General features: G+C 68.3%; 19 protein-coding genes, 1 tRNA gene and 1 pseudogene. 12 read left to right on the forward strand and 9 right to left on the reverse strand.

Annotated elements, in window-relative coordinates; translation table 11 throughout:
* Positions 1–126: 126 nt before the first annotated feature.
* From ACZ7IB_RS11795 to ACZ7IB_RS11805, 3 genes and pseudogenes are all read left to right on the forward strand, one after another.
* Positions 127–495: pseudogene (locus ACZ7IB_RS11795) on the forward strand (pyruvate formate lyase family protein); the annotation flags it as partial.
* 193 nt (positions 496–688) lie between these two features.
* The gene (gene pflA, locus ACZ7IB_RS11800) at positions 689–1,483 is read left to right on the forward strand and encodes a pyruvate formate-lyase-activating protein (protein WP_470911660.1); all 795 of its coding nucleotides are present in this window, start codon (positions 689–691) and stop codon (positions 1,481–1,483) included.
* 261 nt (positions 1,484–1,744) lie between these two features.
* Positions 1,745–1,954, forward strand: a complete 210-nt coding sequence (locus ACZ7IB_RS11805) for a hypothetical protein (protein WP_470911662.1) — start codon at positions 1,745–1,747, stop codon at positions 1,952–1,954.
* Between the two features lie 185 nt (positions 1,955–2,139).
* On the opposite strand, the gene ACZ7IB_RS11810 is transcribed toward ACZ7IB_RS11805, so the two are convergent.
* The 5 genes from ACZ7IB_RS11810 to ACZ7IB_RS11830 form a co-directional block, all read right to left on the reverse strand.
* Positions 2,140–2,670 (reverse strand): hypothetical protein, encoded by a 531-nt coding sequence (locus tag ACZ7IB_RS11810; RefSeq protein ID WP_470911664.1) that lies wholly within the window; start codon positions 2,668–2,670, stop codon positions 2,140–2,142.
* A gap of 279 nt (positions 2,671–2,949) precedes the next feature.
* Positions 2,950–3,783, reverse strand: coding sequence for an S-methyl-5'-thioadenosine phosphorylase (locus ACZ7IB_RS11815; protein WP_470911667.1), 834 nt, complete (start codon positions 3,781–3,783; stop codon positions 2,950–2,952).
* A gap of 81 nt (positions 3,784–3,864) precedes the next feature.
* On the reverse strand, positions 3,865–4,221 hold the full coding sequence (locus ACZ7IB_RS11820; protein ID WP_470911670.1) for an FmdB family zinc ribbon protein: 357 nt from the start codon (positions 4,219–4,221) through the stop codon (positions 3,865–3,867).
* A 66-nt stretch (positions 4,222–4,287) separates the two neighbouring features.
* Complete coding sequence (locus ACZ7IB_RS11825) at positions 4,288–5,571, reverse strand: MFS transporter (protein WP_470911671.1); 1,284 nt, start codon at positions 5,569–5,571, stop codon at positions 4,288–4,290.
* 347 nt (positions 5,572–5,918) lie between these two features.
* On the reverse strand, positions 5,919–7,490 hold the full coding sequence (locus ACZ7IB_RS11830; protein WP_470911866.1) for a potassium/proton antiporter: 1,572 nt from the start codon (positions 7,488–7,490) through the stop codon (positions 5,919–5,921).
* A 256-nt stretch (positions 7,491–7,746) separates the two neighbouring features.
* Here ACZ7IB_RS11830 and ACZ7IB_RS11835 point away from each other — a divergent pair, with 256 nt between their 5' ends.
* Positions 7,747–10,497 carry a penicillin acylase family protein gene (locus tag ACZ7IB_RS11835; protein ID WP_470911674.1) on the forward strand — a complete coding sequence of 917 codons (2,751 nt, stop codon included), beginning with the start codon at positions 7,747–7,749 and terminating at the stop codon, positions 10,495–10,497.
* Here the strand turns inward: ACZ7IB_RS11835 and ACZ7IB_RS11840 are convergent.
* The gene (locus ACZ7IB_RS11840; RefSeq protein ID WP_470911676.1) at positions 10,487–11,086 is read right to left on the reverse strand and encodes a 5-formyltetrahydrofolate cyclo-ligase; all 600 of its coding nucleotides are present in this window, start codon (positions 11,084–11,086) and stop codon (positions 10,487–10,489) included. The genes ACZ7IB_RS11835 and ACZ7IB_RS11840 overlap by 11 nt on opposite strands.
* 93 nt (positions 11,087–11,179) lie before the next feature.
* Between ACZ7IB_RS11840 and galU the strand changes: the two genes are divergently transcribed.
* From galU to ACZ7IB_RS11880, 8 genes are all read left to right on the forward strand, one after another.
* On the forward strand, positions 11,180–12,082 hold the full coding sequence (galU, locus tag ACZ7IB_RS11845) for a UTP--glucose-1-phosphate uridylyltransferase GalU (RefSeq protein WP_266360870.1): 903 nt from the start codon (positions 11,180–11,182) through the stop codon (positions 12,080–12,082).
* A 4-nt stretch (positions 12,083–12,086) separates the two neighbouring features.
* Positions 12,087–13,397: a molybdotransferase-like divisome protein Glp gene (glp, locus tag ACZ7IB_RS11850; RefSeq protein WP_470911678.1), complete on the forward strand. Its 1,311-nt coding sequence runs from the start codon at positions 12,087–12,089 to the stop codon at positions 13,395–13,397.
* Between the two features lie 123 nt (positions 13,398–13,520).
* Complete coding sequence (gene moaC / locus ACZ7IB_RS11855) at positions 13,521–14,021, forward strand: cyclic pyranopterin monophosphate synthase MoaC (RefSeq protein WP_470911680.1); 501 nt, start codon at positions 13,521–13,523, stop codon at positions 14,019–14,021.
* Positions 14,018–14,560 (forward strand): MogA/MoaB family molybdenum cofactor biosynthesis protein, encoded by a 543-nt coding sequence (locus ACZ7IB_RS11860; RefSeq protein ID WP_470911682.1) that lies wholly within the window; start codon positions 14,018–14,020, stop codon positions 14,558–14,560. Before moaC ends, ACZ7IB_RS11860 begins: the two co-directional genes overlap by 4 nt.
* Positions 14,561–14,577: 17 nt before the next feature.
* Positions 14,578–15,189 carry a GNAT family N-acetyltransferase gene (locus ACZ7IB_RS11865; protein ID WP_470911684.1) on the forward strand — a complete coding sequence of 204 codons (612 nt, stop codon included), beginning with the start codon at positions 14,578–14,580 and terminating at the stop codon, positions 15,187–15,189.
* Positions 15,190–15,347: 158 nt separating this feature from the next.
* Positions 15,348–16,460: a divisome protein SepX/GlpR gene (sepX, locus tag ACZ7IB_RS11870; RefSeq protein WP_470911685.1), complete on the forward strand. Its 1,113-nt coding sequence runs from the start codon at positions 15,348–15,350 to the stop codon at positions 16,458–16,460.
* A gap of 97 nt (positions 16,461–16,557) precedes the next feature.
* Positions 16,558–16,631 (forward strand) — tRNA-Ala (locus tag ACZ7IB_RS11875).
* A 143-nt stretch (positions 16,632–16,774) separates the two neighbouring features.
* Positions 16,775–17,836 carry a hypothetical protein gene (locus ACZ7IB_RS11880; protein ID WP_470911687.1) on the forward strand — a complete coding sequence of 354 codons (1,062 nt, stop codon included), beginning with the start codon at positions 16,775–16,777 and terminating at the stop codon, positions 17,834–17,836.
* A 697-nt stretch (positions 17,837–18,533) separates the two neighbouring features.
* Here ACZ7IB_RS11880 and ACZ7IB_RS11885 read toward each other — a convergent pair.
* From ACZ7IB_RS11885 to ACZ7IB_RS11895, 3 genes are read right to left on the reverse strand one after another with little or no spacing between them, the layout of a single operon-like run.
* Positions 18,534–23,270: a putative T7SS-secreted protein gene (locus ACZ7IB_RS11885; protein ID WP_470911689.1), complete on the reverse strand. Its 4,737-nt coding sequence runs from the start codon at positions 23,268–23,270 to the stop codon at positions 18,534–18,536.
* The gene (locus ACZ7IB_RS11890; protein WP_470911691.1) at positions 23,270–23,917 is read right to left on the reverse strand and encodes a hypothetical protein; all 648 of its coding nucleotides are present in this window, start codon (positions 23,915–23,917) and stop codon (positions 23,270–23,272) included. Before ACZ7IB_RS11890 ends, ACZ7IB_RS11885 begins: the two co-directional genes overlap by 1 nt.
* Positions 23,914–24,297, reverse strand: coding sequence for an SseB family protein (locus ACZ7IB_RS11895; RefSeq protein ID WP_470911694.1), 384 nt, complete (start codon positions 24,295–24,297; stop codon positions 23,914–23,916). Before ACZ7IB_RS11895 ends, ACZ7IB_RS11890 begins: the two co-directional genes overlap by 4 nt.
* Positions 24,298–24,606: the final 309 nt, after the last annotated feature.

A 24,606-nucleotide genomic window follows, 5' to 3' on the forward strand; every position in this document is an offset into this window, starting at 1 on the left:
TGCCGGACTGCCGGACTGCCGGACTGCCGGACTGCCGGACTGCCGGACTGCCGGACTGCCGGACTGCCGGACTGCCGGACTGCCGGACTGCCGGACTGCCGGACGCCCACGGCCGCATCATCTATCACGGAGGAGCGGGCACAGGAGTTCATCGACGACTTCGTCATCAAGCTCCGTATCGTCCGCTTCCTGCGCACCCCGGAGTGCAACGAGCTGTACTCCGGCGACCCGACCTGGGTCACCTGGTCGATGGCCGGCATCGGTGAGGGCGGCCGCCCGCTCGTCTCCCGTACGACCTTCCGGGCCCTGCAGACCCTCTACAACCTGGGCCCGGCCCCCGAGCCGAACCTCACGGTCTTCTGGTCGCAGCGACTCCCCGCCGGATTCAAGGAGTTCGCCTCGAAGGTCGCCATCGACACCTCGGCGCTCCAGTTCGAGTCGGACGAGCTGATGCGCCCGGAGTACGGCGACGACACGGCGATCGCCTGTTGGGTGCGGCTGAACCGCGAGCAGTAGATCGACGTCATCAACCGTACCTTCCACGGCTCGCTCCGATCCTCCCCGATCGTTCCGAGTCCCCTGAACCGCGCGGCGTCGGGAGCCCATCCCCCGTAGGGCCCCGGCGCCGCGCGCTCCCTACCCGTCGCGCCCGGCCACCGAACGCCCCGTCCGCACAGGAGGCCCTGCCATGGCCACACACATCGACAACATCGGCACCTCCGTCACTCCGGCGGGTGCGGCCACCCGTCGGCCGGTCTCCGGAGCGGTCCACTCCTGGGACCTGTCGACGGGCGTCGACGGCCCCGGCACCCGCTTCGTCACCTTCCTGGCCGGCTGTCCGCTGACTTGCCTCTACTGCCACAACGCCGACACCCTGCGGATGCGCAGCGGCACCCGGATGTCGGCGGACGACCTCGTCGCCGAAGCGGGCAAGTACACGACGTTCATCCGGGCTGCGGGTGGCGGCGCCACCATCAGCGGCGGCGAACCACTGCTGCAGCCGGTCTTCGCCGGTGAGCTCTTCCACCACTTCAAGCACGGGCTGGGGCTGCACACCGCCCTGGACACCTCCGGCTTCCTGGGTGCCCGCGCCACCGACGCCCTGCTGCGCGACGTCGATCTGGTCCTGCTCGACATCAAGTCCTGGGACCGAGCCACATACCGCAAGGTCACCGGCCGACCGCTGGAGCCGACCCTGGACTTCGCCCGCCGCCTCGCCGACCTCGGCAAAGAGGTGCACGTCCGCTTCGTACTGGTGCCGGGACTGACCGACGACCCGGCCAACGTCGACGGTGTCGCCTCCTTCGCCGCCTCCCTCGGCAATGTCTCCCGTGTCGATGTCCTCCCTTTCCATAAGCTCGGCGAGGCGAAGTGGCAGGCGCTGGGCAAGCCCTTCACCCTGCACGACACCCCGTCACCCACCCCCGAGCAGGCCGCCTCGGCCCGCGAGATCTTCACGTCCCACGGACTGCGGGCGGTCTGACGCACTGAGAGCCGTCCGACGCACTGCGAGCCGTGCGACGGGCTTCGAACCGGTCGGGCGAACGGGCTCACCCCGCCGAGCCGTAAAACAGGCCCAACCGCCCCGTACGACCCCACAGCGACGGGGTGACCGAGCCACCAGACTCACTCATGCACACTGGCTAGGAACGGTGCCGGCTTCCTCTGTGTCTCGTTCCTCGTCGTCCTCGGGCTGTGGGCGCTCGACCCGAAGGATCGCTGACCACGGCCGTACCCTTGAGATATGAGCACCGCCCCCGCCCCCGGCCCGCGCGATTCGAAGCCAACCCAGCCGGAACAGAGGAAACCCAAACCGGCTCTGGTCTTCGACGATCCGCTGGACCAGCAGTCCGCGGACGATACGGACCGGGGCTGGGGCGAGCGGGCCCCGGCCGGCGGCAGCGCCGCCGATCTGGCGCGCTTTCTCGACGAGAAGCCGCCCCACCACATCTGAGCCCCCGCTCCGTGGTGGTCCGACGATGCTGCTGCCGGTCTTCCTGCAGCTCCTCCCGCTACTGGTCGTGACCTCGGCCGGGGTCCTGCCCGCGGAGCAAACTCCTCCGCAACTTACGTCAGTAAGCGATGGAACCACCCGATCTGCGCCTTTGGTCAAGTGACGTGACAGCTCATCAGTACGAATCAGCACAGGGTCACCGCCAGCCTGGCCGAGATCCCCGCACCGGCCAGCGATGCGGCCGTGCCCCGGGGGACTGACAGCACGATCAGCGCACCGTCCTCCGCGGGGCCTTCGGCCGAGGTCTGCGGTACATCTGCCACCCGTGCGCCCTTCGCCAGCACCCGGGCATCGGCTCCGGCCCCCTCGGCGGCGATCACGTCGACGCGGTCCCCCGGTCGTAACAGCCGCACCGTTCCGGCATCCGCGATCCGGACCGGCGCGGACACCAAGGGGACCGGCCGCGCCCGCTCCGGCGCCGACCCGGCCGTACCCCCCGCCCCTGCCCCATGCGCCGCATCGCCGCCCGCGCCGCTCCCGCCCAGCCCCGTCGCGGCCAGCGCGGCAGCCGTCAGGGCCAGCCCAGCGGCCAGCGTGCGACGCCGGCGCCACAGAGCCTGCCGCAGCCGGTGCCCACCACCTCCGCGCACCCGCAACGGCTCGAACGCGGGCACACCACAGGGCGGGGGAGCCGACGCCGGAGGCCCCGGAGCCATGGCCGGAGCGGATCGTTCAGAGGGCACACACGGGGACGACGGGGACGACGGGGACGACGGGGACGACAGGGACGACGGGGACGACGGGGACGACGGGGACGACGGGGACGACGGGAACATGGCCAACACCACCTGCCGTGAGGAGTTTCGGGCGAACACCCCTCACGATCCACCGTCCACGAGTTCCCCGCCGAAGCCTGTGGACGGCCCCGCCGTTGTGGACAACCCCGTCACCCACCCACGCCGCGACCGTCACCCACCCCCCATTTGCCGGTCGGTCTAAGGAAGCTCGATCCCCGTCTCGAGCCCGTCCAGCGCATGCGAGCACGGGCAGTCGCGGTCCGCCTCCGCAGGCAGCGCGGCCACCACGTCGAAGAGCACCGCGCGCAGCCGGTCCACGTTGGCCGCGAACACCTTCAGCACCTCCCCGTGCGAGACGCCCTCCCCGGCCTCCGCGCCCGCGTCGAGGTCCGTCACCAGAGTCATCGTCGTGTAGCAGAGGCCCAGTTCACGGGCGAGGACCGCCTCCGGGTGCCCGGTCATCCCGACCACCGACCAGCCCATCGCCGCATGCCAGCGCGATTCGGCCCGGGTCGAGAAGCGCGGCCCCTCGACCACCACCAGCGTCCCGCCGTCCACCGGCTCCCAGCTCTTCGCGCGAGCCGCCGCCAGCGCGGCCCTGCGCCCATCGGGGCAGTACGGATCGGCGAAGCCCAGATGCAGGACGTTCGGCTCCGCGCCATCGGCCCGGATCTCTCCGTCGTAGTACGTCTGCGTCCGGGCCTTGGTGCGGTCCACCAGCTGGTCGGGCACGAGCAGGGTGCCCGGTCCGTACTCCGGACGCAGGCCTCCCACCGCGCACGGGCCGAGTACCTGACGTACGCCGACGGAACGCAGCGCCCACAGGTTGGCCCGGTAGTTGATGCGGTGCGGCGGCAGATGGTGGCCGCGTCCGTGGCGGGGCAGGAAGGCGACCCGGCGGCCGCCGACCTCGCCGAGGAACAGGGAGTCGCTCGGCTGTCCGTACGGGGTGACCACACGCACCTCTGTGACGTCCTCCAGGAAGGAGTACAAGCCCGAGCCGCCGATGACACCGATCTCTGCGTTCGCCATGCGATCACACTAGCGGCGCGGGAAAACGCCGAGGACCCCGCCGAATGGATCGGTGGGGTCCTCGGGGAAGTGCGGTTCGGCTCAGGCGGCCGACGTGCCACTCGTCGAGGACGACGAGGAGGACGAAGAAGACGCGGTGGACGAGGAGGAAGCGGACGACTTCGTGTCCGAGCCCGAACCCGACCCCGTCGACGACGAATCGGACGAAGCGGAACCGGACGCCTTCGCCGAGGCCGACGCCGGCGTGCTGCTCGACGAGGAGCCACGGCTGTCGTTCCGGTAGAAACCGGAACCCTTGAAGACAATGCCGACCGCCGAGAACACCTTCTTCAGGCGTCCTTCACAGCTCGGGCACACGGTCAGGGCATCATCGGTGAACTTCTGCACCGCCTCGAGGCCCTCGCCACATTCGGTGCACTGGTACTGATAGGTCGGCACTTGCTCCTCCTGGCACTCTCACTCAATGAGTGCTAACGACGCTCCATACTGACGTATTCCGCTGGATCAGTCCACCGTGACCGGCTCCCGGTGACCGACACCACGTGCCACGGTCCGTCCCGAAGCGGCGGGTGCGAGCCTGGAGCGCAGTGACACCAGGGTGACCAGCGCCAGTACGGTCCCCACCAGCGGCACCACGAAACCGGTGCTCGCGCCATGGGCGTCGGCGAGCCGCCCGGCGACCGTCACCGCGGCCGCCTGGCCGAGGGCGACCGAGCCCGTCAGCCAGGTGAACGCCTCGGTCCGGGCGGACCCCGGCACCAGATCCTCGACCAGCGTGTAGCCGCTGATCAGGGCCGGGGCGATAGAGAGTCCGACCAGCAGTCCGAGCCCGGCCAGCAGGGGCACGGAGTGCACGGCCCACAGTCCGGACGCGGTCAGGGTCAGCGCCGCGTACCCGACGATCAGACGCCGCCGCGGCCCGCTCTTCCAGGCGATGGCGCCGCAGGCGATCCCGGCCAGCATGTTGCCGGCCGCGAAGACCCCGTACAGCAGACCGTTCGCCCCGGGCCGGCCGATCTCCTCGGCGAAGGCGGTCAGCGAGACCTGCATGCCGCCGAAGACCGCGCCGATGCCCAGGAAGGCCACCGCGAGCACCCGTACACCCGGGACGGACAGGGCGGACGCATGCCGCTGGGAGGTGCCGGACCCGGTGCTGCGCACCGCGGGCTGCGTGCGGCGCTGCGCGGCGAAGAGCAGTCCGCCGACCAGGGTCAGCCCGGCCTCCGTGATCAGACCGGCCGCCGGGTGCACTCCCGTGCACAGTGCGGTGGCGAGCACCGGGCCGATGACGAAGGTGAACTCGTCCGTCACCGATTCGAAGGCGGCCGCGGTGGACATCAGCGGTGAGGCCTTGCGGCCCGGTGCCGCGCCCAGTACGGCCGCCCAGCGCGCCCGTACCATCGGCCCGATCTGCGGAACGGACGCACCGGTCGGCACGGCCGCCACGAACAGGGCCCACAGGGGCGCGTCCGCCAGCGCCAGTGCCGTCAGCGCCGATACGGACGCCGTGTGCACCAGGACGCCGGGCAGCAGCACGGCGCGCTGGCCGAAACGGTCGGCGAGCTTGCCGGTCTGCGGTGCGAACAGGGCCATGGAGACACCGGTCACGGCGGCGACGGAGCCCGCGCTGCCGTAAGAGCCGGTGGTGTGCTGAACCAGTAGCACGATGCCGATCGTCAGCATCGCGAAGGGCTGCCGTGCGGCGAAGCCCGGCAGGAGAAACGTCCACGCACCGGGGGTGCGCAGCAACTGCCCGTAACCGGGGCGGTCGGAGACCGTGGACGCCACGGTCCATGCCTTTCTGCCGCCTGGTGGCCGAGCTCCCGCAGGTCCGGGCCGGCACAGGTGGTGCGGGCTCGTGCGGGTGCTGCCGAGAGCTGTCCTCTTCGCGCGGAACTGCGGTAGATGCCGGGCGCTCAGCAGAGGCAGAGGACGCCACGACCGCCATACGGTCGCGCCAGCTCTGCATCAGGCAGAGTTGGTCGTTCGGGTTGGTCGATCGGGTTGACCGACCCCACTACGGGGGACGATCAGGTTTCCTTCATGATACAGGCGGACGTCCTTGCACACCTCTGATTGTGCGCAAGGCGTCCACCCCCGCCTCGGATCGGCAGCATGCAGCCCCCGCGGCCCTCTCAGCGGTGCGCTTTCGGCCCGTCGGCCTTCCCCGGTTTCTTCACAGCCTTCAGCGCGTGCGCCACATCATGTGCCACATGAGGCCCGGCGAGGCTCTTGCCACCGCGGCCGCTCGTCCCCAGCCAGCCCGCGAGCTTGCCGCCCTCGCCGACCGCGTGCAGCCGTTCCTCCGCCGCGTCGCGCACCGGGTCGGTGGTGACCACCAGCAGTTCGTCGCCGCGTCGCAGCACGGTCGACGGCGCCGGTACGAAGCTCTTCTCGTCCCGTACGACCAGGGTGACCGCGGCCCCGGCGGGCAGCCGCAGCTCCCCGACCTCCACGCCGTGCATCTTCGACTTCCCGGGGATCGCCACCGACAGCAGATGGCCGCGCAGCCGCTCCAGCGGCGCCGACTCGATACCCAGGTCGGCGGCCTCGGCCGGATCGTCGGCGATCTTCAGGGCCTTCGCCATCCAGGGCAGGGTCGGTCCCTGGATGAGGGTGTACACGACGACGAGCACGAAGACGATGTTGAAGACCCGGGTGGAGCCCTCGACTCCGGACACCATCGGAATGGTCGCCAGGATGATGGGTACGGCGCCGCGCAGTCCCGCCCAGGACATGAACACCTTCTCCTGCCAGGGCAGCCGGAACGGCGCCAGCGAGATGAAGACCTCCAGCGGACGCGCCACCACGGTCAGTACCAGTCCCACGATGACCGCAGGCCAGAAGTCGTCGTACAGATCGTGCGGGGTGACCAGGAGTCCGAGCAGCACGAACATGCCGATCTGGGCCAGCCAGCCGAGCCCGTCGGCGAAGCCGCGGGTGGCGGGCCAGTGCGGCAGTTTGGCGTTGCCGAGGATCATCGCGGCCAGATAGACGGCGAGGAAGCCACTGCCGTGGGCCAGGGCGCCCGCCGCGTACGCGGACACCGCGATCGCCATCACGGCGATCGGATACAGACCGGACGCGGGCAGTGCCACATGACGCAGTCCGAACGAGCCGAGCCAGCCGACGGCGAGACCGACCGCCGCACCGATCGCGAGCTCCAGGGCTATCTCGCCGACCAGTACGTACCAGCTCTCCACCGGTCCGCTGGTCGAGAAGGCCACCACGAGGATCACGACGGGCGCGTCGTTGAAGCCGGACTCGGCCTCCAGTACCCCGGTGACCCGGGCGGGCAGCGGCACCTTGCGCAGCACGGAGAAGACGGCGGCGGCGTCCGTCGACGAGACGACCGCGCCGGTGATCAGCGACTGCCGCCAGTCCAGGCCGACCAGGTAGTGCGCCCCGGCAGCGGTTACGCCGACGCTCACCGCGACGCCGACGATCGAGAGCATCGCGGCAGCCGGCAGTGCGGGTTTGATCTCTTTCCACTTCGTGCCCAGGCCACCCTCGGCGAGGATCACGACAAGTGCGGCATAGCCGATCACCTGGGTCAGTTCCGCATTGTTGAACTTGACGTCGAAGATGCCGTCCTGCCCTATGGCGATCCCGATGCCGAGGTACAGGAGCAGGCTGGGGAGCCCGCTGCGGGACGAGATGCGTACCGCCACTACGGCGACGAGCAGGACGAGTGAGCAGACGAGCAGGAGTTCGTTGAGCGTGTGGACAGTCAGTGGCCGTTCCTTCCCTGCGTACGCCTGCCGAATTCGACTCTCGGCATCGGCCGTTGGCGGCCGGTACTTCGTTACCTTACCTAATCTTTAACGTTTTCTTGACGCGTTCGATCGTTCGTACGATCGCTGTGCAATTCGAACCATGCCGATGCCGCGTCAGAGCCGCCCGGGCGCTGCGCCTATGGTTGCTCCTGCACTCCCAGGACCACCTGCCCCTCGAAGGACAGCGATGCCCGCCAACACAACCGCCTCTTCCGGCACCACTGGTTCCGCCGGTGGGAAGACCGGCAGGAAGAAGGGGCGACGTGCCCGCCTGATCGTGATCGTTCTGGTGCTGGCGCTTGTCGCGGGTATCGGTTACGGCGCGTTCTGGTCCGTATCGACCGTGCGGGCCTCGTACCCGCAGACGACCGGTTCCATCAAGCTCGACGGCCTCGACGGCAACGTCGACGTCAAGCGCGACAGCTACGGAATCCCGCAGCTGTACGCGGACTCCGATGCCGATCTCTTCCGCGCCCAGGGCTTCGTGCAGGCGCAGGACCGCTTCTGGGAGATGGACGTCCGCCGCCACATGACGGCGGGCAGGCTCTCCGAGATGTTCGGCTCCGGACAGGTCGAGACGGACTCCTTCCTGCGCACGCTCGGCTGGCGCAAGGTCGCACAGGAGGAGTACGACAACGTTCTGTCCGCGGACACCAAGAAGAACCTCCAGGCGTACGCGGACGGCGTGAACGCCTACCTCAAGGGGCGCGACGGCAAGGACATCTCCGTCGAGTACGCCGCCCTCGGCTTCACCAACGACTACAAGCCGGCCGAGTGGACCCCGGTCGACTCGGTCGCCTGGCTCAAGGCGATGGCCTGGGACCTGCGCGGCAACATGCAGGAAGAGATCGACCGCTCGCTGATGACCAGCAGGCTCGACGCGAAGCAGATCGAGGACCTCTACCCGCCCTATCCGTACGACAAGCACAAGCCGATCGTCGGCGGGGGTGCGATCTCCTCGGCCACCGGGAAGTTCGACCCGGAGGCGACCCCGTCCGGCAACATCGGCTCGGACACCGTGGCGGACGCCACCGAGGGCGTGAACACTCAGCTCTCCTCGCTCTCCGACACGCTCGACCAGATCCCGGCGCTGCTCGGCCCGAACGGCAACGGCATCGGGTCCAACTCCTGGGTGGTCTCCGGCAAATACACGACGACCGGCAAGCCGCTGCTCGCCAACGACCCGCACCTGGCGCCGCAGCTGCCCTCGCTCTGGTACCAGATGGGGCTGCACTGCCGCGAGATCACGAAGACCTGCCAGTACGACACCGCCGGCTACACCTTCGCCGGGATGCCCGGCGTGATAATCGGCCACAACCAGGACATCGCCTGGGGCTTCACCAACCTCGGCGCGGACGTCACCGACCTCTTCCTGGAGAAGGTCTCCACCGACGGCTATCTCTACGACGGCAAGGTCAAGCCGTTCACCGTCCGCGAGGAGACCATCAAGGTCGCGGGCGGCAAGAGCCGGGAGATCACCGTCCGCGAGACCAACAACGGTCCGCTGGTCTCCGACCGGAGCAGCGAGCTGGAGAAGGTCGGCCAGAAGGCCCCCGTCACCAACGCGGCTCCGGACCGGGCCGACGGTTACGCGGTCGCTCTGAAGTGGACCGCTCTGGAACCCGGCAAGTCCATGGACGCGGTCTTCGAGCTCAACCGGGCCAAGGACTTCCCGTCCTTCCGCAAGGCGGCCGAGAACTTCGAGGTTCCCTCGCAGAACCTGATCTACGCCGACACCAAGGGCCACATCGGCTACCAGGCGCCCGGAAAGATCCCGGTTCGCGCCAATGGATACGACGGGTCGGTTCCGGCACCTGGTTGGGACCCGAGGTCCCAGTGGAAGGGGTACATCCCATTCCGTGAGCTGCCGTATGAGGAGGATCCCCAGCAGGGCTACATCGTCACCGCCAACCAGCCCGTCATCGACGAGGAGAAGTACCCCCACCTGCTCACCAAGGACTGGGGCTACGGCACCCGCAGCCAGCGGATCACCGACCTCATCGAGTCGAAGATCAAGGGCGGCGGGAAGATCTCGACCGAAGACATGCAGAAGATGCAGATGGACAACACCAGCGAGATCGCCGCGCTGCTGGTGCCCGAGCTGATGAAGATCAATGTCTCGGACAAGAGCGTCCGCGAGGCACAGAAGCTCCTGGAGGGCTGGGACTACACCCAGGAGGCCGACTCGGCCGCGGCCGCGTACTTCAACGCTGTCTGGCGCAACATCCTGAAGCTGGCCTTCGGCGACAAGCTGCCCAAGGAGCTGCGGGTCGAGGGCGAGTGCCTCAATGTGCCCCGGGCCGACACCTCCGGCCCGGTCGACGAGCAGCACAAGCTGGTGCGCGAGTGCGGCCGGCGCGACGCGGACACGGCACAGCCGGACGGCGGTGACCGCTGGTACCAGGTGGTCGCCAACCTGATGGACGACCAGAACAGCGACTGGTGGAAGTCGCCGAAGACCGGCCGGGACGAGGCGACCGGGAACCGGGACGAACTCTTCGCCCGTGCCATGGAGGACGCCCGCTGGGAGCTGACCGCCAAGCTCGGCAAGGACATCAGCACCTGGAGCTGGGGCCGGCTGCACCAGCTGACCCTGAAGAACCAGACCCTCGGCACCGAGGGCCCCGGTCTGCTCCAGCGGGTCCTCAACCGCGGCCCGTGGAACATCGGCGGCGGCGAGGCCGCGGTGAACGCCTCCGGCTGGAACGCGGCGGGTGGCTACGAGGTCGTCTGGGTTCCGTCGATGCGGATGGTCGTCAACGTGGGGGACTGGGACAAGTCCCGCTGGATCAACCTCACCGGCGCTTCCGGGCACGCGTTCAGCGCGCACTACACCGATCAGACCGACAAGTGGGTCAACGGTGAACTGCTCGACTGGTCCTTCGGGACGAACGCCGTCGCCAAGTCGACGACCGACACCCTGACCCTCAAACCGTAGGGCCCATCCGGCGGGTCACGGCCGGTGTCACCACCACGTCGACGGGGTGGTCGTGCGGTTCCTCAGGGACCTGCGCGACCACCTCGTTGTCGTACAGCAGGACGACCAGCGCCGGATGCGCCCCCGCCGCGGCGAGCCGGGCCAGCACCCGGTCGTAACTGCCGCCGCCACGACCGAGCCGCATGCCGCGCGCGTCCACCGCGAGGCCCGGCAGCAGGACCGCGTCGGCGTCCAGGACCGCGTCGGGACCGAGGCGCTCCCCGTCCGGCTCCAGCAGCCCGCGGCCGGCCCGGACCAGACGGCCGGCTCCTTCGTACGGCGCCCAGTCCAGATCGTTGTCCGCGAGGAGCACCGGCAGCAGTACCCGTACCCCCCGCTCACGCAGCGCGTCCAGCAGAGCGCGGGTGCCCGGCTCGCTCCCCACCGAGACGTACGCGGCGACGGTTCGGGCCCCGGACAACTCCGGAAGACTCAATGCGCCCCGGGACAGAACCAGCGCGGCGTTTTCCACGTCCTCCCGAGACAGGAGGCGTCGCACGGCCAGCAGTTCACGTCTGAGAAGCGCCTTTTGGGGCATATTGCTATTCATTGGGCACCTTGAATCTCTTGTATGCGCATATAGGCGTACAAAGTTAACTGGAGCCTCATCTTCCGCCCATGCGCACCGGTTATGGTTCTGCGCATGACTCAGTCGCACCCCAGGATCAGCAAGGCTGTCATTCCGGCCGCAGGCCTCGGTACCCGTTTCCTGCCGGCCACCAAAGCCACTCCCAAGGAGATGCTGCCTGTCGTCGACAAGCCTGCGATCCAGTACGTCGTCGAGGAAGCGGTGGCCGCCGGTCTCTCCGACGTCCTGATGATTACCGGCCGCAACAAGCGCCCCCTCGAGGACCACTTCGACCGCAATTACGAACTGGAGTCCGCGCTCACCCGCAAGGGAGATGCCGAACGGCTCCAGAAGGTCCAGGAGTCGAGCGACCTGGCCACCATGCACTACGTCCGGCAGGGCGACCCGCGCGGCCTCGGCCACGCCGTGCTGTGCGCCGCACCGCACGTCGGCGACCAGCCGTTCGCGGTCCTCCTCGGCGACGACCTGATCGACCCGCGCGACCCGCTGCTGGCCCGCATGGTCGACATCCAGGAGCGCGAGGGCGGCAGTGTCATCGCGCTGATGGAGGTCGCGCCGGAGCAGATCCACATGTACGGCTGCGCGGCCGTCGAGCCCACCGCCCAGGGCGATGTGGTGCGCGTCACCGGCCTGGTCGAGAAGCCCGACACGGCCGAGGCGCCCAGCAACCTCGCCGTCATCGGCCGCTATGTCCTGGACCCGGCCGTCTTCGACATACTGCGTAAGACCGAGCCGGGCCGCGGCGGCGAGATCCAGCTCACCGACGCCCTTCAACTCCTCGCCGAGGACGAGAAGATCGGCGGCCCCGTGCACGGCGTCGTCTTCAAGGGGCGCCGCTATGACACCGGTGACCGGGGCGATTACCTCCGTGCCATTGTCAGACTCGCGTGCGAACGTGAAGACCTGGGCCCGGACTTCCGGACCTGGCTCCGCAGTTACGTCACCGAGGAGATGTAGCACTTTGAGCAGCACGATCTGGTCGGTGGACGAGCACCTGGAAGACATTCTCGGAGCAGTGCGACCGCTCGAACCCATCGAGCTGCAACTGCACGACGCACAGGGCTGCGTCCTCGTCGAGGACGTCATCGTGCAGATCGCCCTGCCGCCCTTCGACAACAGCTCGATGGACGGGTACGCGGTCCGTGTGGCCGATGTCGAGGGCGCCGACGAGGAGTTCCCTGCGGTGCTCACCGTCATCGGTGACATCGCGGCGGGCAGCGACGGGCTGCCCGGCGACCGGAGCGTCGGCCCGGGCGAGGCCGCCCGCATCATGACCGGCGCCCCGCTGCCGGCCGGCGCCGAAGCCGTGATCCCGGTCGAGTGGACCGACGGCGGTACGGGCGGCGGCGCCGCCGACACCATGCGTGCCCATCGCGACGCCCCCGAGGGTGCGGGCGGCGAGGTCCGCGTGCACCGTCCCGTCGAGGCCCGCGCCCATGTCAGGGCCCGCGGCAGCGACGTCAAGCCGGGCGATCTGGCCCTGCGCGCCGGATCGGTGATCGGCCCGGCGCAGATCGGGCTGCTCGCCGCGATCGGACGCTCGACGGTGAAGGTACGGCCCCGGCCGCGCGTCGTCGTCATCTCGACCGGCAGCGAACTGGTGCAGCCCGGCGAGGAGCTGACCGGCGGCCGGATCTACGACTCGAACAGCTTCGCGCTCACGGCCGCCGCCCGGGACGCCGGAGCGATCGCCTACCGTGTCGGCGCCGTCACCGACGACGCCGACACGCTCCGCGCCACGATCGAGGATCAGCTGATCCGCGCCGACATCGTCGTCACCACCGGAGGCGTCAGCGTCGGCGCGTACGACGTCGTCAAGGAAGCCCTTTCGTCGGTGGGCGACGAGGACGAGCCCGGCAGCGGCATCCACTTCCGCAAGCTCGCCATGCAGCCCGGCAAGCCGCAGGGCTTCGGTTCGATCGGCCCCGAACACACGCCGCTGCTGGCGCTCCCGGGCAACCCCGTCTCGTCGTACGTCTCCTTCGAGCTGTTCGTACGCCCCGCGATCCGCGCCCTGATGGGACTTCAGGACGTGAACCGCCCCACCGTCCGGGCCAAGCTGAACACCGGCAAGGCACTCACCTCGCCGTCCGGCAGGCGCCAGTTCCTGCGCGGTACGTACGACGCGGAGGCCGGCACCGTCACCCCCGTCGGCGGCTCCGGATCGCATCTGATCGCCGCTCTCGCCCAGGCGGATGCGCTGATCGTGCTGCCCGAGGACGTCACCTCCGCCGAGCCCGGAGTGGACACCGAGGTGATCCTGCTCCGCTGATCCCCGGGCGGTGGCGGTACGGTATCTGCCGCTGTGCCTTCCCGGGGACACCCCCGGGCCCCCGGCCCGCACCCCGGTGCGGGCCGAGCGGGCAACCGGCGCCCTACCGCGAGGCGGAGTTAGTTGAGTACGCAGAACAGGCTGACGCACATCGACGAGGCGGGCGCGGCCCGTATGGTCGACGTCTCGGAGAAGGACGTCACCGCGCGGGTGGCCCGCGCGAGCGGCCGGGTCCTCGTCTCGCCGCGCGTCGTCGAACTGCTCCGCGGCGAAGGAGTCCCCAAGGGCGACGCCCTCGCCACCGCCCGTATCGCCGGGATCATGGGCGCCAAACGCACCCCCGACCTGATCCCGCTCTGCCACCCGCTCGCCGTCTCCGGCGTCGAGGTCGGCCTGAGCATTGCCGACGACGCGGTGGAGATCACCGCCACGGTGAAGACCACGGACCGCACCGGCGTCGAGATGGAGGCCCTGACCGCCGTCTCGGTCGCCGCGCTCACCGTGATCGACATGATCAAGGCGGTCGACAAGGCGGCAGTCATCACGGACGTACGGGTCGAGTCGAAGTCGGGCGGCAAGTCCGGCGAGTACCGGCGCACCGCATCGGACGGAGCGGACGCGTGACCGCGCCCGGCGAAGCGGCGGGGGTCCGCGACGACGCCGCGGCGTCCGCGTACCGCGCACTTGTGGTCACCGCATCGAACCGGGCCTCCGCCGGGGTCTACGCGGACAGGGGCGGCCCCCTGATCTCCGAGGCGCTCACGCAGCTCGGTTTCGCCGTCGACGGCCCCCGGGTCGTGCCCGACGGCGACCCGGTCGAACAGGCCCTGCGCGACGGGGTGGCCGCCGGGTACGACGTCATCATCACGACCGGCGGTACGGGCATCTCGCCCACCGACCGCACCCCCGACGCCACCCGCCGCGTCCTCGACCACGAGATCCCCGGCATCCCCGAGGCGATCCGCGCCGAGGGCCGCGACAAGGTGCCCACCGCCGCGCTCTCCCGTGGCCTCGCGGGCGTCGCCGGCCGCACACTCATCGTGAACCTGCCGGGCTCCACCGGCGGGGTGCGCGACGGCCTGGCCGTCCTCGCACGTCTCCTGGTGCACGCCGTCGACCAGCTTCGCGGCGGCGATCACCCCCGACCCGGGAGCCCGAGCTGAACGTCCCGACCTGGCCGGTGGTCCTCAACGACGGCGAGATCACCCTCCGTCCGGTAAAGATGCGCGACCAGCGCATGTGGCGCGAGGTCAACCGGCGCAACCGTGACTGGCTGCGCCCCTGGGAGGCGACCGTTCCGCCGCCCGCCCCGGGCGGCCCGGTGGCCCAGCGCCCCACCTACCGCCAGATGGTCCGTCATCTGCGCTCCGAGGCCGCCGCCGGCCGGATGCTGCCCTTCGCCATCGAGTACGAGGGCCGTCTGGTCGGTCAGCTGACGGTTGCCGGGATCACCTGGGGCTCGATGTGCTCGGGTCACATCGGCTACTGGGTCGACCAGGACGTGGCGGGCCGCGGTGTGATGCCGACCGCGGTAGCCCTCGCTGTCGACCACTGCTTCCGCAGGGTCGGACTGCACCGCGTCGAGGTGTGCATTCGGCCGGAGAACGGGCCCAGCAGAAGGGTCGTCGAGAAACTGGGATTCCGTGAGGAAGGTCTGCGTCCGCGCTATCTCCACATCGACGGTGCCTGGCGGGACCATCTGATCTACGCGCTCACCGCGGAGGAAGTACCCGACGGGCTGCTCCGGCGCTGGCACCAGGCACGACCCGGAACGACACGGGAAATAAAATAAGTGTTCGATATTGATCGGCATGTGACCGCAAACGGACGCGCAAACACCCACTGCTGATCTGAACAATCACAAAAAAAGTCCTTGATATCAGCCGGATCGTGCGACACACCGGGCCAATTGGCGGATGCCCCCGCGCAAACCCCTCTACGGTGTGAGACGTGAGCAGCAGCGGCCTCATCTATGCAGTCATCGTCGGGGCCTGGGCCGCCTACTTGGTGCCGATGTGGCTCCGCAGGCAGGACGAGCTCAATGAAGCCCGTCCGACAGAACGCTTCAGCACCGCCATCCGGCTGCTGTCCGGACGGGCGGCCATGGAGCGCCGGTATGCCAAGGAGCTGCGGGAGCGCACCACCGAGGAGGCGGGGCCCGACGCCGACCCGGACGTCGTCACGGACCGAATGGATTCCGTGGACGTCCGGGCCTTCGCCGCGCCTGAGGCGCATACCGAAGCCCGGGTGTACGACCCGGCGCGCCCGGACCGGGAACGCCCCGAACCCGGTCCCGCGCGGCGCGCACGTCCGCGCACCGGCGGGACGGACGCCGAGCGCGTCCGGCGTGCCCAGCGACTCCAGGTCCTCGCGCGTCGTCGGCGTACCACCGTCGTCCTCTTCCTCGCCTTCACCCTCGGCGCGGTCGTCGCGGCGGTCGGCGGCCTCGGCTTCCTTTGGGCACCCGCGGTTCCGGCGGTGCTGCTGAGCACGTACATCGTGCATCTGCGCGCCCAGGAGCGACGCCGGTTCGCCTTCACCATGGACCGGCGCCGGGCCGAAGTGGCGGCGCAGCATCTGCGCGAGAGCCGTCCCCGCAGGCACCAGCCGGCCGCGGCGGCCCCCGCCGAGGCCGACGAGGAGCCCGAAGGGCGCCGCCCCGAGCCCGCGCCCGCACCGGCGGTCTCTCCGCAGGAGGCCGGCCGCCGCGCCCTGGTCGAGCAGACGGACCACGCGGAATGGGTCGACCAGCAGCGCGAACGCGGCCGGGTCCAGGGCGACAGCTGGGAGCCGGTCCCGGTTCCCCTGCCGACGTATGTCACCGCGCCGGTCGCCCCGCGCGCCACGGGCGGCGTCGAGGTCGGCAACCCGGAGACCTGGAGCGCGGCCCGCTCCAGCACCGCCGAGCCCACCCAGACGGGTACCTCGCACCCCGTGGCACCCCCCGTCGACCCGGCGCCGCGCCAGCGCACCAACCAGTCCCGCCGCGCCCGTGACCGCGGCCGGACCCCGCTCTTCGACCAGTACGAGGACGGGGAACGCCCCCGTGCCGCCAACGAGTGAGCCCCTTCGGGCCCCGCTGCGACATCGACTCGGCTGACCAGCACGGACCGGATTTCCGAGCACCCCCGTGGGGGTGCTAAAGTTTCACTCGTTGCAAGGGCCTGTGGCGCAGTCTGGTAGCGCACCTCGTTCGCATCGAGGGGGTCTGGGGTTCAAATCCCCACAGGTCCACCGCACACACAAGATCCCGGTTCGACGATTTCGTCGGACCGGGATCTTGTCGTTTCAGGCGTGGTTGGTACGCAAGTCTGCTCACCCACTCACTGGGGCGATGCCCGTGGAGCCGGCGTCTTCGTCCCGCTTGCGGGCCCCGGGTGACGGTGCTGCGGGAACTCCGCGCGGTCGGTGCACCCGAGGGCATGATCCCGCTGGCCGGCACCCGGCTCGTCGACCTGGCTGCTGCCATGGCACGGGGCGTCGGTGTCTCTCCGCGACTGGAGCTCTACCCGCTGGACCTGGATCTGGTCCAGGCGCTGCGCATCTCGCAGGCCGCCGCAGGGGTGCGGCCCGACACCGGGATCGGCACCGACGACCTGCTGGCCCGGGTCCGTGCCCGTTTCCCCGCGCTTGCGGTGCTCGCCGACACCACGTACGTGGAGTTGGAAGAGGCCCTGGACCGGGCCGGCTTCCCGCTCGCCTACGGCCAGCAGCGCAAGCGTTTCCTGCCGCGCGCCCGGGAGACCGTCACCTGGCACACCGAGCAGACGGTGTCCGCGCCGGCCAGTACTCGGACGCTGATCGAGGACGCGCAGAGCGAACTGGCGCTCGGCCGCGATCCCCGACGGGTCCGGGCTGCCCGCCTCCAGGCGGCACGCCGACGGGGCGGATTCGTCGCTCTCACGGTCAAGGGGCCCGAACTCCCCGGTGTGGCGGAGCGCTTGGCGGAGCGCTTCGATGTGACGCCGCTCGCCCTGGACGAGCTCCTCCTCACGACGCTGCGGGAGCTGGCTCAGGAGCAGCGGGCGCCCTGGCAGGCGCTGCTGAAGGCGGATGCCGCGTTCGCCGCCTCGGGAAGCATCGGCGCGGGCCTCGCCTCCTACGCGCGGCTGGCGTTGGAGCGAGTCGTGGCCCGTGCCGCGGAGCTGGCGGCCGCTTCGGGCCCGCGCACGGTGCTTCTCGCTCACCGGGCCGGGCTGGTCGCCCGCTACTGGGAGGTGGAGGGACGGGAGTTGCTGGTCGCGTTGCAGAACGCCGCAGGGCGCCCAGCCGCTCCCCCGCACGGCCTGTGGCTCCTCGTCCCCATGGAGGACCCCGAGGCCTCGCCCGCCCTGGACGGCCGGACGGTGGACGTGGTGGACAGAGCGGCCGGGTTGGTGGTGCTTGACGGGCTGTTCCTGAAGGAGCTGAAGTCGGGGACGTGGGAGAAGACGGACTGACAGGGTTTCCTGGTCTGGCAGCCCCCGTGCCGGATGTGAAGCGCCCCGGGTTCGGTAGAGACCTTGCAGGTCGTGTTTGGACCTGGGGTTTCGCGATGGCGAGATAGTAGTTGGTCTCGTATTCGGAGGATGGGATGCGCCCTTCACAACTCCTCTTGGGCCTCCTCGATTTACTTCAGATGCCAATCTCGGAAACGGTTGATGAGGCGCAGTGTAATCATGTCGCAAGCCGGCGGACGACGATCCAGTACTCGTCGTCCTCCTCGGAAACCGCGAACAGGCATTTTCCGTCTGCTGACAAGCTCAGGAACTCGGGTGAACCAGTTGCTGCGGCGATGCGGGAGGGGAGGTTTACTCCGTTGGTGTCTCTCACCCGAACCCAGCCGATAGAGGCGCCCCCGCCTCCAGGTGGCAGGATAATGAATTCACCGGGTCCTGAAGGATCGAGTCGGCCGGAAGTCTGAATTTGCCATTGGTGGTCGACCTCGCTGAGGGCAGAGGGTCGCGCCTGTGCAATGGTATTTGTCGGCTCTACATCTACTCCTGTCACGAAACGAATGGCCGTTACGGGAGAGGGTGCCGAAGCGGGCACTGCTCCCTCGATTACTGTCAAACTGCAAGCGTGCAGGATGTGTAGCCAATCCGGGGCCATATCTTTGGGCATCCCCGAGCCTTCTTTCTGAAATGATAGATGTGTTCAGTTTCCTTCATGGAAGAAGTGGTGATCCCCTCCGGGCTTATTTATTTTTCCGTACCGCTCCATATCTTCAGGATACCCGAAACTTCCATCGGAACGCTGGACCCTACTGTTGTCCCAGCCGAAGTTCACCAAGCTGCGAGTGTCGTCGATCTTAGGCTTCCCAGCATGAAAATGCGTACCCGCCGGATCAAAAAGATGTTCCACGACGACGCGAGATCCCTGAGGTGTTTCAAATTGCCGAAAATTTCCCCAGTGACTCTCGTCCTTCGAGTACGTGTACCCGGGAGCGTGTTTCAGGTTCTTGTCCCCGGTCACTGTCCACTCGGCAATCGGCGTCTCGCCGTAGGGCACGCCTGCGGCTTCGAATGCAGCTTTCTCTGCGTCCTCCCTCTTCTTGAACGGGTTGCTCCGTTCTCCCTTCGGCGGGCAAGGCGACAGTCCTAGGGGGTCCGTCGAAGTACGCGGATCAGAGACATACGTGGTTGGATTGGGAGCGGGTGCGAGCCCCAGTGGGTCGGCTGTGAGGAACCTCGCTGTTGCGGGGTCGTAATACCGGAAGTAGTTGTAGTGCAGGCCTGTTTCGGGGTCGAAATACTGACCGGGGAAGCGGAGCGGTGTATAGGTGGTGCTGGAAGTGGCCCAGGTGGTGGTGCCCCACAGGGTGCTGCGGGTGTGCCAGGCCAGGGTTCCCGATTCGTCGACGAGTTGGGTGGGAGTACCGATGAGATCAGTGATGACGGCAAAGAAGCGTTCGTCGACCGCTTCACTATCGGTCGAAAGAATCCGTTCTGTCTGTGTCAGAGGCCGGAAGCCGTCGTGATCCCAGGTGAGGGCGACCTTGTGGGGCAGCGACTCAGTGCTGGTGATCTGTTCGCACAGGGTGGTCCCGTCCCAGGTGAACGAGGTTTCCTCCGCCACTTCCCCACCCTCGGCCGACACCCGCTGTTTGGTGACGCGGCGGCCGAGTGGGTCGTACACGTAGCGCCAGCAGGTGCCGTCAGGAGTGATGACTGACGTGAGCCGGTCTTCGGAGTTCCAGGTGTATCGCCAGGTTTCCGGTGCCTGTGACAGGCGGGTCTTCTGACGCAGGGCGACGCGGCCCTGAGCGTCGTGTTCGTAGCGCACGCGACCGGCACGAGTGATGCGGGTGCCGGTGTAGGTGCGTTGCCCTGTGGCTTCGTGGCCGGGGTGACTGGTGGGCCAGTCCGCTTGGGTCTGGTTGCCCGCTTCGTCATAGGCGTAGGTTTCGGTCCAGCCCGCACCGCTGACCCGGGTGACCCGCCCTGCGGAGTTTAGGCTGAACCGGCGGTTGCCGGATAGGGCGTCCTGGATCCCGACGAGGCTGCCATCCGCCCGGTAGGTGTAAGCACGGTGCTGGAGGCCTTGGCCTCGTACGGATACGCGTTCATCCACGAGGCGGCCCACGATGTCGTACTCGTGCCGGACGCTGATTGCCTCATTGATGTGCCGAGCGGTCTCCTGCCCGGCTGAGTCATGGGTGAAGGCCAGGGTCCGGCCCGAGCTGGTGAGTGTGCTGCGGCGCCCGGCGGCGTCATAGGTCCAGGTACTTCTTGTGCCCGTGGGGGTTGTGCGGGAGATGCGTCGGCCCAGAACGTCATGGTCGTAAGTGAGTGTGCGTCCGTTCACGCTCTCGGATCGCAGAAGACCCCGCCGGTCGCGCATGCGGGTAAGCGTGACATCAGGGCCGACCGCATGTGCGAGCTGGTCGAAAATATCGTATTCGAAAGTGGTTACTGCGCCGTCCGCGCTTTTTCGTAGCAGCTGCCCGAGTTTATTGTGCTCGTAATGGACTGTTTGACCGAGGCCATTGGTACGTGCTGTCAGTCGCCCCGCCGCGTCATGGTCGTAGACGAGTGTGCGCCCATCGAAGTCGGTCTCCGCAGTCAGGCGACCGTTGTGATCGTACGTGTAGTCCCAAGTCAAGCCCTTGGGGTTTGTTACCCGAGTTAGGCGCAAGTTGGTGTCATGAGTGAACTCGTAACGCGCTCCGTCCGGACCGGTGCGCGCCGCGAGCAAGTCAAAATCCGTGTACTCGAAATGACTGACGAGCCCCAAGGCGTTGGTATGTGAGAGGCAGTTGCCTTCGCCGTCGTAGGTCCAGTTCTCCGTGCTGCCATCCGGATCGGCACGCCGGGCCGTCAGGCTCTCGACGGTCCATTGGTAACGGGTGATCGCTCCTAGCGCATCGGTGACCACGACGGGGCGACCGAATGCATCACGCCTGCAACCAGCAGTCGCCCCAAGCGGGTTGGTGATCTCGACAGGCAGTCCTGCCCTGTCGTTGCGCAGGTGTGTGGTGTGACCAAGAGCATCGGTCACCGAGGTGAGATGGCCGGCCTCGTCGTACAGGAACCGGGTGGTCGCGTGTGATCCATCGATGACCGAGGTGCGATTGCCGTGCTCGTCGTAGGTCTGGCGCACGACCGTTCCGTCCATACCCGTAACCTTCACAGGCAGGCCGAGATCGTTGTATTCGGCGGTGGACCGCCGGCCGTCCTGGCGGACAGCAACGATCAACCGGCCGGCTTCGTCGTACGTGTACCGGCTGGTGTGCCCCAGCGGATCCGTTTGTGACAGTAGTCGGTTGTAGCGGTCGTACTCGAAGTGGGTGGTCTGACCAAGAGCATCGGTCTCGGCGACGACCTGGCAAATGTCGTTGATCAGGAACCGACTGGTGTGGCCGAGTGAGTCGGTGAGCGTAGTGATGCACAGGCCTGCGCGCGGGTCGATGTCGTTGTAGGTGAACGTCGAGTTCAGATGACCGTTGGTCCCGGACTGGGCGATGCAGCGGTCCTCATTGTCATAGACGTAGTCGAAACGGCTGCCGTTGGTGTCGGTCCAGGAAGTGATTCGGCCGTGTGCGTCGCAGCCGAACCGGAGCGGGCGCCCGGAGGAGTTGGTGACCTCGGTGAGGTGGCCGTTCGTGTAGCCGTAGCGGAGGATCTCCTGATCGGTGCCGTCCGGTGCCGCGCCCGCCAGGTGCAGGGCGGTGACCCTGCCGTCGTTCGTGGTGAGTTTCAGGTGGTAGCCGCCGTGGTGCACGATCGACGTCGGGGCACCTGTCTCGTCGTACTCGAAGGTGATCCAGCGGCCGTTGCGGTCGTCGATCTGGGCCAGGAGTGCCAGTTCCCCGTCGGGGTGGTCGACGAAGTGCCGGACCTGGCCGGTTTCCGGGTCGGTGACGGTGTAGCCGTCGTCCACCCGGTCAAGCGGCCAGCGCCGCCCGTGCGTCGGCATGACGGGAACGCCGGGCGCGGGATGCGGGTAGGCCAGCAGGCTGCCTTCGTCGCAGTTGAACACCACGCCTTCCGCGTCGATCTCGAGGCGCTGGTCGACCGTGCTCGACCAGCCGGATCCGAACCAGCGGCCGGCTCGGTACGAGGAGTCGAAGACGCGCTCGAAGACAAGCGGCAGCGAGCCCGGTAGCACGATGTCCGTCTGCGGCAGCAGCATGCGTCCGGTCGCAACGTCGACGGGGTCTCCGGCGCACTTGACCTCGCTGCACTTCTTGGCGTTGGAGTCGGGGGCCTTCTCGTGTCCGTGCCGGTTCTTGCCTTTCGGGCGCTCGAGCAGGTCCTTCATCCCGGCCCGCAGGCCGCCCCTGATCAGGCCTCCGCCCTTGGTCCCGACCAGCTCGGGTATGAGCCGGCCCATGAATTCGGCGGGGTCGCCCTTGGCCGCGTCCCAGGCGTTCTTGAGCGCCCGGTCGGGGTTGGCGGCGGTGGAGACGAGGCCCGCGAGCGTCATGTTGACGCCCTTGTAGTACTCGGCGGGGTGAGTCAGGTTGTAGGCGTCGACAGGGTTGACGGATCGGACGAAGTTGGCCAGGCCCGCTGTGCCCTTGACGATTCCGCCGGCCAGGTGCATGCTCTCGAAGCCCGTGCCCAGGCCCTGGTCGACGATTTCGAGCATCAGCTTCTCGCGGCCGGTGGGCTCCTTCGGTGCGTGGGCCATCGCCGCCGTGACAGAGCTCTTCGCGGACTCGGCGGCCTCGTTGCGGGCGCGCCTCGCATCGGTCAGAATCTCCCGTGCTCTGGCTCGCTTGGCTTTGCCGGGGTCGGTGAACTTGCCGGGGTGGGGCAGCGGGGTGTCGCCGTTGCGGGCCGCTTCATAGGCGTCGGCTTTCTTGTTGTACGCCTCGACAGCTGCCTTGGAGTCGTTCTCGCCCTCCTTGTACAGGGCGATCGCCTCGCGGGCCTTGCCCTGGGCGCTGGTGATCGTCTTGGAGTATGTCTCCAGTGCCTTGGCCGCGTCCTCGAACGCGTCGGCGGCCCGGAGCCAGTCCGTGGGCAGCGTCTCGAACTTCTCGCGGAAGGCGTTGGCCGCTTCGCCCTTCCAGTTGCTGGAGTCGAGCCTCTTCATCCCGCCGCCGACCAGATCGAATGCGTGTCGGAAGTCGCGCAGGTTCTTGACCGTCGCAGCGATCTGCTCGGGCTTGCCGTGGATCAGCTCGTCGGGCTCCTCGGTCTGGCCGAGCTGTTGTTCACCGATCTCCGCGCCGAGTGAGGAGGCTGTCTCATCGCCCCAGTCCTCGACGGCCTCGGCGAAGCCGTCGTATCCGTAGTGCCGCAGGCCGTCACCGGCTTTGCCGGTTGCCCAGTCGACCCCCTCGCCGACAAGTTCTTTGCCCTTGTCGATGCCGGTATCGATCCCGTCGACGACTTTGTCGGTGGCCTTGCCGACGAGGTCGCCTATGACTCCGAAATCCGCCATCAGCGACCCTCCCCCCACCGCGGCTGTTCAGCCTGCGACACCGTCTCCTGGGACGGATCGAGATCATCCTTCAGTTGCTCGTCCAGCAGATCCCGCACCGCCGGGTCCACGATGCCGGAGCGCTCCATGGCATCCATCTCCGCGTCCATGACGTCGTACGTGGTGTCCTTCCACGTCTGCTTGACCTCTGCGTGGGCCTCGGAGAACGACTCGCTACTCCAGTCCGCGTTGTCCCACGTGTGCTGGTCGCGGATCGTCTCCCAGCTCATCTGCTTGACCTCGTCCTCGGTCAAGTGCGGGTTGCCGGTGAGGGAGTTCACGCCGATCTTGAACGAGTCCTTGATGTATTGCTCCTGCTCGGCGAACGAGCCAGCCGAGAGGCCCACCCCCTGCGCGAAGTTGTTCCCACGGAGCGTCAGTGCCCGCACACCCCACTCCCATCGGTTGCAGAACGTCTCGAACTCCGACGTCAGCCCGCCGTGCCCCAACTCCAGCCCCGACAAAGCAAGATCCGAGAAGCCCCGGCCCGTCGACGCCTGGCCGATGAACCCGAGATCCTTCAACTCCGCATGCGCCAGATCGATCCCCTTCGCGATCGCAGCCAACGCCTCAGGCGGCACCTGAAGATCAGAACTCTCCCCGCTCACTGCATCCCCCCGAGATCCACCGCAACCGCATCCGGCACGATGCCCGCCACAGGCGGGAACAACATCCCGCCGTCCGCACTGCCCGCATCCAGCGCCACCCCCGCCGGCCCCGGCAGCATCGGCACCATCACATCCAGCAACCGCGCACCCAACACCGCCTGGTACGTCCACTCCCGCCCGGCATCCCCACGAGCCCGCGCGAACCGGGCCAGTGCCTCTTCGTCCGAGAACGCACAGATCCAGCGCACCCCGTTCTGCTCCGCCGACCACAGATCCCCGGCCTCATCCAGCGGCACCAGCACCGCCGTACGCCGGAACTCACCCAGCAACACAGCAAACTCATGCCGAGCCGCCGCCACCGGATCACCGTCCGGCGTCATGGCACGGGCCGGGTCCGGTACCTCACGCGGTGCGGAAGGCGCCTCGTCAGCAGGCCAGTCGGCCAAGTCGGCGATCTTTGAACGCCGGGCAGGCGGCCCTGCTATGTCATCCCCGTTATCGAACACGCGTCGAATGCTGTCACGGCACGCTTCCCGGGAGCAACGAACAAAAATGGCCAGCCGGCCAGCGTCCGGACCTGCGCCCGCTCCGCGCATGCGGGGAGAGCCGCGCGGCAATCTCCAAGAGGGCCGAGCGGCTGATGCGCGAGTGCAACATCCACCGCATCACTCGCCGCGAGCGCTGCGGTT

The organism is Streptomyces sp. NPDC037301 (assembly GCF_055602785.1).